At 32.4% G+C, this 11,759-nt stretch carries 13 protein-coding genes and 1 pseudogene; 11 read left to right on the top strand and 3 right to left on the bottom strand.

Features of this window, described 5'->3' with window-relative positions:
- The first annotated feature begins 23 nt into the window (after positions 1-23).
- The 6 genes and pseudogenes from JCM14822_RS09480 to JCM14822_RS23860 all read left to right on the top strand — a co-directional run bounded on the left by JCM14822_RS09480 (position 24) and on the right by JCM14822_RS23860 (position 5,243).
- Positions 24-1,079, top strand: a complete 1,056-nt coding sequence (locus JCM14822_RS09480) for an SDR family oxidoreductase (protein WP_054741829.1) — start codon at positions 24-26, stop codon at positions 1,077-1,079.
- Positions 1,076-1,483 (top strand): hypothetical protein, encoded by a 408-nt coding sequence (locus JCM14822_RS09475; protein WP_054741827.1) that lies wholly within the window; start codon positions 1,076-1,078, stop codon positions 1,481-1,483. Before JCM14822_RS09480 ends, JCM14822_RS09475 begins: the two co-directional genes overlap by 4 nt.
- A 257-nt stretch (positions 1,484-1,740) precedes the next feature.
- A complete protein-coding gene (locus JCM14822_RS09470; RefSeq protein WP_054741825.1) occupies positions 1,741-2,238 on the top strand; it encodes an NADH-quinone oxidoreductase subunit NuoE family protein in 498 nt (165 codons plus the stop codon).
- Between the two features lie 10 nt (positions 2,239-2,248).
- Positions 2,249-3,502: a complex I 51 kDa subunit family protein gene (locus JCM14822_RS09465; protein WP_054741823.1), complete on the top strand. Its 1,254-nt coding sequence runs from the start codon at positions 2,249-2,251 to the stop codon at positions 3,500-3,502.
- A pseudogene (locus JCM14822_RS09460) lies at positions 3,502-4,958 on the top strand ([FeFe] hydrogenase, group A); the annotation flags it as partial. The gene JCM14822_RS09465 and the pseudogene JCM14822_RS09460, both read left to right, overlap by 1 nt.
- Positions 4,938-5,243, top strand: coding sequence for an iron hydrogenase small subunit (locus JCM14822_RS23860; RefSeq protein ID WP_330377446.1), 306 nt, complete (start codon positions 4,938-4,940; stop codon positions 5,241-5,243). The pseudogene JCM14822_RS09460 and the gene JCM14822_RS23860, both read left to right, overlap by 21 nt.
- Before the next feature lie 113 nt (positions 5,244-5,356).
- Here JCM14822_RS23860 and rpsD read toward each other — a convergent pair whose 3' ends face one another.
- The gene (rpsD, locus tag JCM14822_RS09455) at positions 5,357-5,944 is read right to left on the bottom strand and encodes a 30S ribosomal protein S4 (protein WP_054741821.1); all 588 of its coding nucleotides are present in this window, start codon (positions 5,942-5,944) and stop codon (positions 5,357-5,359) included.
- A gap of 277 nt (positions 5,945-6,221) precedes the next feature.
- On the opposite strand from rpsD, the gene JCM14822_RS20220 reads away from it, so the two are divergent.
- From JCM14822_RS20220 to JCM14822_RS09445, 3 genes are all read left to right on the top strand, one after another.
- Positions 6,222-6,449 carry a YdcF family protein gene (locus tag JCM14822_RS20220; protein WP_157047704.1) on the top strand — a complete coding sequence of 76 codons (228 nt, stop codon included), beginning with the start codon at positions 6,222-6,224 and terminating at the stop codon, positions 6,447-6,449.
- A gap of 8 nt (positions 6,450-6,457) precedes the next feature.
- A complete protein-coding gene (locus tag JCM14822_RS09450) occupies positions 6,458-6,673 on the top strand; it encodes a YdcF family protein (protein WP_083461359.1) in 216 nt (71 codons plus the stop codon).
- Between the two features lie 315 nt (positions 6,674-6,988).
- The gene (locus tag JCM14822_RS09445; protein WP_054741817.1) at positions 6,989-7,612 is read left to right on the top strand and encodes a flavodoxin family protein; all 624 of its coding nucleotides are present in this window, start codon (positions 6,989-6,991) and stop codon (positions 7,610-7,612) included.
- 72 nt (positions 7,613-7,684) lie between these two features.
- Here the strand turns inward: JCM14822_RS09445 and JCM14822_RS09440 are convergent, their stop codons facing one another.
- Positions 7,685-7,969: a hypothetical protein gene (locus JCM14822_RS09440; RefSeq protein WP_172674802.1), complete on the bottom strand. Its 285-nt coding sequence runs from the start codon at positions 7,967-7,969 to the stop codon at positions 7,685-7,687.
- A gap of 759 nt (positions 7,970-8,728) precedes the next feature.
- A complete protein-coding gene (locus JCM14822_RS09435) occupies positions 8,729-10,666 on the bottom strand; it encodes an ABC-F family ATP-binding cassette domain-containing protein (RefSeq protein WP_054741812.1) in 1,938 nt (645 codons plus the stop codon).
- Between the two features lie 145 nt (positions 10,667-10,811).
- Between JCM14822_RS09435 and JCM14822_RS09430 the strand changes: the two genes are divergently transcribed.
- Both JCM14822_RS09430 and JCM14822_RS22550 read left to right on the top strand, forming a co-directional pair.
- On the top strand, positions 10,812-11,468 hold the full coding sequence (locus JCM14822_RS09430; protein ID WP_054741810.1) for a redox-sensing transcriptional repressor Rex: 657 nt from the start codon (positions 10,812-10,814) through the stop codon (positions 11,466-11,468).
- Positions 11,469-11,604: 136 nt separating this feature from the next.
- Entirely contained in the window at positions 11,605-11,733 is a 129-nt protein-coding gene (locus tag JCM14822_RS22550) for a hypothetical protein (RefSeq protein WP_278287199.1), read from the top strand.
- Positions 11,734-11,759: the final 26 nt, after the last annotated feature.

Below are 11,759 nucleotides of genomic sequence, written 5' to 3'. Positions count from 1 at the left end.
TGAATAGTAAATAGGAGAATAGTATGGAGAAGATAATAACACTACCGGAGACACCATATGAAAATATTGTATATTCTATATGGAAGAGAATATTAGGGCATAATGAATTTGGTATAGATGATGATTTTTTTGAAGCAGGTGGTAATTCAATGAAGGCACTTGAAGTCATATCTGAATTAAATGAGAAATTTGAGTTTGACATTAATGACTTCTTTGGAACACCTAATATTAGAAGTATTGCTAAAGGATTACATGAAAATCCGGAAGCAATGAAAGCACGTCTTAAAGACGTATTAGAGTTTAGAGAATCTAAAGTAAAAGATATTAATGAATGGCAGAAATATGAGGCATCTTATCAGGCTATCGTAGATATAAAAAAAGAAATAGATGCTTATCAGCATATTTTAGTATTAGGTGCTACAGGATTTTTAGGCGTCTATTTACTAAGAGAAATTCTTATACAAAGTAAAGCGAAGGTTACAGTACTTATAAGGGGCAAAGGCATTGAACGTTTACAACATCAATATAACAATTTCTTTGGAGAAGGAGCTTTTGAAAAAGAAATAAATCGTATTCAAGTTGTAAATGGAGATTTAACAAAAAATTATATGGGGCTTAGTGAAGAAGACTTTAAGAAGCTTTCAGAAAATATAGATGCTATTGTGAATTCTGCAGCTCTTGTGAAACATATGGGTAAAAATGCAGAGTTTGAAACAGTGAATATTAATATTGTGAAAAATATTATTGAATTGGCTGCAATAGGAAGGAAAAAGGTCATCCATCATATGTCTACACTGGGAATTACTTACGGTGAACAAGGTGAAAGTAAGAAAAGCTTATTTACTGAATATGATGAGACGGTTCACCATGAGCTCACTAATCAATATCTACATTCTAAATATGAAGCAGAACAAATTTTATTTAAAGCCAGAAATCAGGGGATTGAAAGTACAATTTATCGTATGAATGGTATTTTGTTTGATTCTATGACAGGAAAATATCAAGAAAACATGGCTCAAAGTACAAATTATGTATTTTATCGTAATTTATATAAATTAGGTATTATCCAGAGGGGATGAGACGTCCAATGGATATTTCTAATGTAGATATGATTAGTAAAGCGATTGTAACAATTATGTTTTCTAATAGATCAAAAGGTGAAATTTATCACATTGTAAGTCCTTATACATTGCCTATTGGAGAAATACTACAAATGATGGCAGCAAGTCAAACAAATAAAAAATTTGAAGTTATGAATATAGAAGAAATTTATGACTACTATACAAAGAGTACAGACAAAGAATGTTTTAGTGAAATAGCTTTTGAATGTGAGATTATTAGTTATATAGCTAAAAATCAACTTAATATTTGTATGGAAAAAACAGTACATATATTAAGAGCACTAGAGTTTGAATGGAATATTCCAGATCAAGAAGCTATTAGAAGAGCGTGTATAGAAGCACAGAGAGTTGGATTTGCTTAAAAATAATTGTTTAAATAATAACAAATAGTTATAAAAACAAAGATATCTTGTAATAGAAAATTATACAAGATATCTTTGTTTTTTATGCCTAAAATTACTTATTTATCAAGATGCTTTAATTTAAATAGATAAAAATTTAACGCTTGATTTTATAGAAAATTTAGTGTCTAATATAAATTAAATAATATAATTAATATTTTGGTATAAAATTTTTTTAAGATATTTATTAATTGAACTTATATGAAGGTGGGGAAAATATGAAATTAAAGAATATTAATCAGCCATTAACTCATGAACAAGTAGAAGTTATAAATCGTATTATTAAAAAATATGGCAATGAACATTCAAGATTATTAGAGATTTTATTAGAAGTACAATCTTTAATGGAAGGGCAATATATTTCAAAAGCAGTAGCGTATTATATTGCAGAAAAAATGTCTTTACATATAAGTCGTGTATATGATGTTATTTCGTTTTTCTCAGCATTGTCAGAAGTACCAAGAGCAAAATATCCAATCCAAGTTTGCGAGAGCATTGTTTGTAGGGTGAATGAAAGTGATAACCTTTTAAACCAATTACAATCCCTTTTAGGAATTCGTTTAAATGAAGTCACTTATGATCACAAATTTATAATTGAACAAGTCCCTTGCTTTGGCGCTTGCGATAAAGCTCCAGCTGTACGTATTAATGGAAAGGTATATGGTCCATTACATAGCAAAGAACAGATTAAAGAAGTACTTAATTCATTAGAATAGGAGGAAAGGCATGAAAAAAACAGTAAGCTTTATAACTCAAAATTTTGGAAGATATGATATTCATTCAATAGAATCTTATGAAGCCATTGGTGGCTTTTCAGCTTTAAAAAAAGCCATTGTAATGGATGGCTTTGATATTGCAGACCTTATTGCTTCATATGGGGTAAAAGGGCGCGGTGGTGCAGCTTATGATATGGGCAAAAAATGGCGTCAAGCAAAAGAAGTATTAGGAGAAGATAAAGTAGTTGTCTGTAATGCAGATGAAGGTGAACCTTGTACATTTAAAGACCGTACACTTATTGAAAATGATCCATTTCGCCTTGTAGAGGCGATGATTATTGCAGGTTATAGTGTAGAAGCTAAAAATGGTTATATTTATATGCGAGAAGAATATAGTCACTTAAGACCACTTCTTTTAAATGCCATTGAAGCAGCCAAAGCAAAAGGATATTTAGGAAAAAATATTTTAGGTAAAGGCTTTGACTATGAATTACATTTATATTCAGGTGCAGGAGCTTATGTATGCGGAGAAGGTACTGCCCTTGTAGAATCTATGGAAGGAAAAAGTGGTAGACCTAGAATGAAGCCACCATTTATTAAACAAAGTGGATTATTTAGTTTACCAACTTGCCTTAATAATGTAGAAAGCTTATGTTTAGTACCAAGTATTTTATTAGATGATGAGAAGAAATATTTACAATATGGCACAGAAGAATCCGTGGGGACTAAGATGATTAGTGTAGGTGGAAATGTTCAAAAACCAGGAGCTTTTGAAATTCCATTTGGACTTACGGTAAGAGAAATTATTAATGAACTTGCAGGTGGCGTCACAGAAGACCACGAAATCAAACTTATTCAATTCGGTGGGGCATCAGGTAAGATTGCAGGGCCAGAAATTTTAGATGTACCTTATACATATGAAGCACTCAAAGCAGCTGGAGTAGGTGTAGGTTCAGGGGCAATTTTAGTCATCGATGACCGCACAGAAGTCATTGATTTTTTACAAACAACACAAAAATTCTTCTCACATGAAAGCTGTGGTCAATGTACACCTTGTAGAGAAGGAAATCGCCATGTGAAATTAATACTTCAAAAAATTAAAGAAGGTAGACATACAAAAGAGGATATTAAAACACTTAAAAAAATCGGAATGATTATGCAAAATGCTTCACTTTGTGGGCTTGGAGAAACAGCACAAAGTGCCACAATGAGTGCCATGAATGTATTCCCAGAAGTATTTGAAGTAAGAGGAGGTAAGGCTTAATGGTAAATATCAAAATTAATAATATGCCACTTACAGTTAAAAAAGGAACACGCGTGATTGATGCAGCAAAACTTGTAGGGATTGATATTCCTCATTTATGTTATCATCCTGATCAAAGTGTTAAAGCCCATTGCAGAATGTGCGTAGTAGAAGTAGTAGGGAGCAGAAAATTATTAGCTTCTTGTTCTACACTTGTATGGGAAGGGATGGAGATTCATACAGATACACAAAAAGTAAGAGATACACAAGTGGGCATTTTAGAAATGATTTTAGCGGATCATAATCAAGATTGTTTAAGTTGTGCAAGAAATGGAAATTGTGATTTACAAAACTTATGTAGCCGCTTTAATATTTTAAAACCAACGCTTGAACCAGTTGTTGTTAAAAAATCAGTACAAGATGGTAATCCAAGTTTGGTGCGTGATCTATCTAAATGTATTAAATGTGGCCGCTGCGTGAAGGCTTGTAGTGAGACACAAGGCATTTGTGCACTGAGCTATTCTGACCGTTCTGAGAATTTCACAGTAACTACAGCCTATAATGACCAATTAGAAAAAACGGATTGTGTATTATGTGGTCAATGTTCTACAGTTTGTCCAGTAGGGGCCATCGTAGAAAAAGATGATACACAAAAAGTATGGGATGCACTACATGATAAAAATAAACATGTAATTGTACAAGTTGCTCCATCTGTAAGGGTAACATTAGGGGAAGCATTCGGTATGGCAAAAGGAAGTGTTGTAACAGGAAAAATGGTAAGTGCCCTTCGTATCATTGGATTTGATAAAGTATTTGATACAAACTTTGCAGCTGATGTAACAATTATGGAGGAAGGCACAGAATTACTTCATCGCATCAAAGAAGGTAAAGGGCTTCCTATGATTACATCTTGTAGCCAGGATGGGTAAATTATATGGAAAAACATTATGATCATTTAACAGGTCATTTATCAACAGCTAAATCACCACAACAAATCTTTGGTGCCCTTGCAAAATCATATTATAGTCAAAAAGCTGATATTGACCCAGCCAATATTGTAACGGTTTCAATTATGCCTTGTGTAGCTAAAAAGTATGAAGCAGCAAGACCAGAAATGGAAGCTAATGGTCATAGAGATGTAGATATCGTCCTTACAACACGTGAATTTATTAAAATGATTAAATATGTAGGTCTTGATTTTGCTAATTTACAAGAAGGTGAATTTGATAGTCCTCTAGGAGAAGGAAGTGGAGCTGGAGCTATTTTTGGAACAACAGGTGGCGTTATGGAAGCAGCGCTTCGTACCGTATCAGAAGTTTATACAGGGAAACCACTTAAGAGTTTAGAATTTGAAGCTGTAAGAGGTAATGAAGGTATTAAAGAAGCTACAGTAGATTTAGATGGCACAGAAATAAAAATCGCTATGGCACACGGTCTTAAAAATGCAAAAATCATCATGGACCAAATTAATGCAGGCACAAGTGACTATACATTTATAGAAATTATGGCATGCCCAGGAGGCTGCATTGGTGGTGGTGGACAACCTATTAATGCCACATTTGATGTGAAGAAAATTCGTCAAGATGCACTTTATAGTATTGATAAAGATTCGAGTGTTCGTAAATCTCATGAAAATCCAGAAGTACAAACACTTTATAGTGAGTTCTTAGGTAAACCATTAAGTGAAAAATCACATCATTTATTACATACCTACTATAATAAGCAAGAAAAAATGAATGCAATGAATTGCTACGATTTATAAAAATGGCTAAAGGCTATGGAGGTTCTAAATCCATAGCCTTTTTTAGGGGAATAATGGCGGTTCTAAGACCATTATTCATTTAAGATATATTGGTTCTAAATGCGTGATTAAAATTATCTTGAGTAGTATTCAATAATAAGTTGTTCGTTAATCTCAATAGGAAGTTCGTCACGCTCTGGCATCCTAATAAGAGTACCTTGAAGTTTATCGCGGTCTACATTAAGGTATGGATAATCAGTAGAAAGTTCCATGTTATCCTTGAAAATTTGTAAATCCTGAGATTTTTCTTTTAGTGAAATTACATCACCAACTTTAATAGCATAAGAAGGTCTATCAACTTTCTTGCCATTAATGAGAAAATGTCCATGGTTAACCATTTGTCTTGCTTGGCGGATAGAACGTGCAAAGCCCATTCTATAAACCATATTATCAAATCTTGTTTCAAGAGCTGATAAGAAAATTGGACCAGGGTTTGAGCCTGCTTTGAATGCCTTGTGTACGTATTTAGCAAATTGCTTTTCTAAAACCCCATAATATGCTCTTAATCTTTGTTTCTCAAGTAATTGAGTTCCATAATCAGAGAGTTTTTTGCTGTCTCTACTTGTTGTATTTGTTGCTCTGTCCATTGCTTTAGGATGTCCTACTACGTTTAATCCAAGGCTTCGGCACATCTTAAAACGTGGACCCATCATTTTTGCCATATTGTCCTCCTAACATTTAATAATAAGCTTATCATATGATTATAATAACATAAATCATAAACTAATGAAAGTCATTTTCAATAAAAATAATAAGTTTATTTATTATGAATATAAAATTTATAGAAAGTAATATGTTATTTAGTTAGTATGAATAAAATAAATTAAAATTATTTGATGGTCTGCAAGGAAATGAGAGTTAATGACGCTAAAATAACATACACTAGGCATAACCAAAAAGATTTATAACTTTTTCTTTAAAAGAAAATGGTTTAAAGGTTTGTTTATAGTAGCATTAAGTTCCTTTATATTAGTTGAAGGATGTATTGTATTAAGAGAAATGGGGTTTGATGTGCCTCAAAATAGTGATTATCTCATTGTGCTAGGGACAAGAGTACGAGGCGAGAAGATTTCACTTTTTTTAAAAGCACGTTTAGATAAGGCATTATGTGAGTATTTAAATGAAAATCCCAATACTCAGGTGATCTTATCGGGGGCAAATGACTAGGAGAAGATATTTCAGAAGCTGAAGCCGTGAATAGATATTTGTTGAAACAAGGAATTGCAATAGAAAGATTATATTTAGAAGACCAATCTAAGGATACATCTGAGAATCTTAAAAACTCATTTAAAATAATAGATGCACAAAAAGAAAATACTACTGTTATTGTAGTGACAAATAGATTTCATATTTTAAGAAGTAAAATGATTGCAAAAGATTTAGGAAGGTAAGTAGCATAGGTGCTGATACATTACCTTATTTAGTTCCTACTTATTATTTAAGAGAATTTTTTGCAGTAATTATAGAAGGGATAATTATATTATTATTATGTTGAGTTTATTGAAAGAGCACTATGATAGAATAAAGTAAGTAATGTAAGAATAAAAGGGATTGAAATTTATTGTTCTGAATTCAAGTTATATTACAATATTTTTTAAAATAAATTATTTGTGTTAAAATAATTATGCATTATAATATAGATATTAAGTATGTTATATAGATGATAACATATTCAATATGTAACTTATATTCGGGGAGTGAGAGAAATGAAAGTATTACTTATTAATGGAAGTCCTCATAAAAATGGTTGTACTTTTACAGCATTAAGTGAGGTTGCTAAAACTTTAAATGAAAATAGTATTGAGACTGAAATCTTTCATATTGGCGTAAAACCTATAGGTGGGTGCGTTGCTTGTGCCGGATGTAGTGGCAAAGGTCAATGCGTTTTTAATGATGGCGTAGTTAATGAACTTATTGCAAAAGCTAAAGAAGCAGATGGATTTGTTGTGGGGTCGCCAGTTTATTATGCATCACCTAATGGTAGCTTATTAAGTGTCTTAGATAGAGCTTTTTATGCAGGTAAAAATAATTTTGTACACAAACCAGCAGCAGCCATTGCAAGTGCCAGGAGAGCAGGAACAACTGCTACATTAGAAGTTATTAATAAGTACTTTACTTTGGCACAAATGCCACTTGTATCTTCAAGTTATTGGAATATGGTACATGGCGGAAAACCAGAAGATGTTATGCAAGATTTAGAAGGTTTACAAACTATGCGTAATTTAGGTAGAAATATGGCATGGCTTCTTAAATGTATTGAAGCAGGTAAACAAAATGGCATTGAACTTCCTCAAAATGAATTTAATAATAAAACAAACTTTATTAGATAATAAGGTTTAAAATAAAAGTGTCATGAACTCATAAATGATTTCGTGACACTTTTATTTATTTAAGTGAGTTTGTTAATTAAGCTCTCTAAAACGTTTATGATATAAACCTAGAATACAAATACATGTACCCGTTAAGCTAGAACATAAGAAAATAAGTGCAAGGCCACTGCCAGCACCAGTTTCAACGATAGTGCTAAAAAATCTTTGTAAAGCAGAAGGCGTAGTCATAAAAGGTTTAAAATAGTAATCAGCAAGGACGCCGCCTAGTAAATAACTAATAGGAATAATGCTATATTGCAAGGCATCTCTAGCAGAGAATACACGGGCCTGTAATTCTATAGGAATATTGTTACGCATAAGTGTAGTCATATAGGCAGATAAAATAGATAAAGGCAAACTGCCTATAAAGTTAGCAGTAATCCAAACTACAGGATTATGAAATAATGCCAGGGCAAATCACATATGAAGAAAGATAATCTACAGCTGATAAAAATAACACGAATAGGATTTTTAGTAGACTTCATAAATGTAACAATAAAGCCGCCAAACTATCATATATTAAAATAACCTTTTTCTTAGAATGCCTATCTACAAAAGTCCCTGCAAAAGCCCAATAATCACAGAAGACATATAAGTAAATAAAGCAAGGAGCGCCACACTTAAAGTAGTTTGCGTTTGTTTATACACCAAAAGTAGCAGAGCATAACTTGTCATAGAACTTCCTAAGGTAGATAAACTTTTGGCTAAGCCATAAGATTAAAAAATATTTTAAGACTAAGATATCATTGTTATTAACATACAAGCCTCCTATAAATAGATATATTTATAAACATATCAAAACCTATTTAAAATATATCATAAAATACACAGTGGAATAAATGAATTTGTTGAAATTTTCAATACATAATAGAAGATTATGTGGATAAGTATATAAAGAAATTCAATCTAACATTGAACCCAAATAGAGTAGGCTGAAAAGTACCTTTGCTAAACGTAACCTCAGCCGCCTTTTACGCAGGTGAGATAGGTCTAACGATATTGCAGATAACCTAGTATAGTGTCAACTTAAAGTGTATTTAAGACTGCCAACACTTTAAGTTGACAGCCTTAAATACCTTATAGATTGTTACTAAGGTTTTCCCATTCTTCATAAAGCTCAGTAACTTTTTCTTCAAGAATTCCTTTTCTTTGAATGAGTTCTTTGCTTTTTTCTGCATTTGTATAAACTTCTTCGAGACAAAGATCGGCATCAATGCTTTCCATTTCAGCTTCAGCCTCTTGAATAGCTGTTTCTACTTTTGCAATTTGATTTTGAATACGGCGGATTCTGGTTTGTTCTTCCTTTTGTTTTTGCCAGTCATCTTTATTAGATGAAGCAGCAGTTGTTGTTTGAGTAACTGGAAGAGGTGTCTTCGCCATATTTTTAGAAGGAGCAGCAACAACAGGTGTGTTTAAAAGTTCCTTTTTCTTTTCGATATAATAATCATAGTCTCCAAGATATTCTTTTGTGCCAACTTGAGTCATTTCAACTACTTTAGTAGCTGTTTGATTAATGAAGTAACGGTCATGGGAAACGTATAATACAGTTCCTTCATAATTTGAAATAGCACTTTCTAAAATTTCTTTAGATAAAATATCTAAGTGGTTAGTTGGTTCGTCTAGGATTAAGAAGTTTGCTTTAGATAACATAATTTTGGCAAGAGCCACACGTCCGCGTTCTCCACCACTTAATGCAGAGATTGGCTTAAATACATCATCATTTGTAAATAAGAATGCTGCAAGCATATTACGGATTTCACCATTTTTAAGTTCAGGAAATGAAGTTTGGATTTCTTCCATAACAGTATTACTTGTATCTAATGTAGAATGTTCTTGGTCATAATAGCCAATCATAACATTAGAACCAATTTTTATTGATCCAGCAGTAGCAGGAATTTTTTCTAATATAATACGGAATAATGTCGTTTTTCCTACACCATTAGGACCAACTAAAGCTACCTTGTCCCCCTTTTTAATAGACATATTCATACTGTTAAATAAAGGTGCATCTTCAAAGGATTTGCTGACTTCTTTTACATCAAGTACATCATTTCCACTTGGAATACGTGGTGTAAGAACGAGCTGCATTGGTTTGTTATCAATCATTGGTGCATCCATGATTTCCACTTTTTCAAGTGCTTTCTCACGGCTTCTTGCACGTTTAAGAGATTTTTCGCGGTTAAACTGTTTGAGTTTAGCAATGACAGCTTGTTGCTGTGCGATTTCTCTTTGTTGTTTTTCAAAGTGTTTCATAGCAATTTCATACTCTTTTTCACTTTTAATGACATAATCACTATAGTTACCGTTATAAACAAAAGCTTGACCGAATTCTAAGTGAATGACTTTAGTTACAATCTTATCTAAGAAGTAACGGTCATGGGAAATAATAATAACAGAACCTTTATAGCTGCGAAGAAAGCCTTCTAGCCATTCGATGGCTTCAATATCTAAGTGGTTAGTTGGTTCGTCGAGAAGTAAAAGATTCGGTTCTTGAAGTAAAAGCTTGCCAAGGGCTACACGGTTTTTTTGACCTCCAGATAAGATGGAAATAGGTTTTTCATAAACCGATTCATCAAAGCCAAGTCCTTTTAAAACCCCTTTTACAAGACTTTTATATTCATAACCCTTTTTATTTTCAAATTCCATACGAAGGGCATCATAAGCGCCTATTAAATCTAAAGAAGAAGTTCTTGCAATTTCAGATTCCATTTCATGAAGTTTTTCTTCAAGGGCAATAACTTCATCAAATACATGGAGAAGTTCTTCATAAACCGTACGCTCTGAATCTAAATCCATATGTTGTTTTAAATAACCTATAGAACAGTCTTTGCTATAAGAAATAGTTCCGCTATCGCTTTCCATTTCTTTTGTAAGGATTTTAAGAAGTGTTGTTTTACCAGCACCATTATTTCCTATTAAAGCGACCTTTTCATGATCTTCTATATGAAAACTAACATTTTTAAGTACAGGTTGATCAATAAATGTTTTTTGTATATTACTGCATGAAATAATCATTTTTAGCCTCCTTAGTAAATCTTCTCTAATTTTAGCAAAAAAAAACGCAAAATGAAAGAAAAGAGGCCAAGAAACTACATTGACAAAAAAAAAACCTAAATGTATACTGAAATCAATAATAAACGCGTAGTGAGGAGTTGAAAACATGATAGAAGAAAGAAAGATTTCGATGACTGTAGTAAGACGCCTTCCACGATATTATCGTTATTTAGGTGAGTTATTACAAAAGGGTGTCACTAAAATCTCTTCTAGAGAATTAAGTGAGAAAATGAATGTAACAGCCTCACAAATTCGTCAAGATCTTAACAATTTCGGAGGTTTTGGGCAACAAGGATATGGGTATAATGTAGAGTATCTATATACTGAAATTGGAAAAATTCTCGGACTTCACCAGAATTACAAAATGATTATTGTTGGAGTAGGTAATTTAGGACAAGCAATTGCTAATTCAAATTCATTCAGTAAACGTGGTTTTAAATTAGTAGGTCTTTTTGATGTTAACCCAAGACTTATTGGCATGAGTATACATGGTGTTGAAGTACAAGACATTGATAAGATGGAAGAGTTCGTAAAGGAAAATGGTGTGGAGATTGCCATTTTAACAATGCCAAAAGCACGTGTAAAAGAAACAGCAGAAAGTTTAGCACAGTGGGGAATTAAGGGATTATGGAATTTCTCACCTGTTGACTTATTTTTACCTGAAACTGTACAAGTAGAAAATGTACACTTATCACATAGTTTAATGACATTGGCATACAAAATTAATGAAGCAGAACATGGGCGTAAGCCAAAACAACTTTAAATGTAAAATGGGTATTTAAAAATGTTCATTAGTCTTTGGATAATTAATCAAGAGTCTAATGAACATTTTTTCAAATACAGGATTATTCAATCATATATTGAATCGTATAAACAATGCAAAACAGGAGGAAAAAATAATGTTTGCTTATGAAAAAGAAAATATTAAATCTAGAACAAAAGAATTAACCCCTTTGCCAATACGAGAAAAGAAATATGAGGCTCGGACATTAGCGGTATTTTCTAGAATGAATCCAACCTGTAGGTAGTAGTGTAAAGCAGTTATATGAAGCAA

Source organism: Cellulosilyticum ruminicola JCM 14822 (assembly GCF_001311925.1).
In the GTDB taxonomy this organism is placed as follows: Bacteria; Bacillota; Clostridia; order Lachnospirales; family Cellulosilyticaceae; genus Cellulosilyticum; species Cellulosilyticum ruminicola.
The sequence above is the reverse complement of the archived record's forward strand: the minus strand, read 5'-3'. Positions and strand labels throughout refer to the sequence as shown.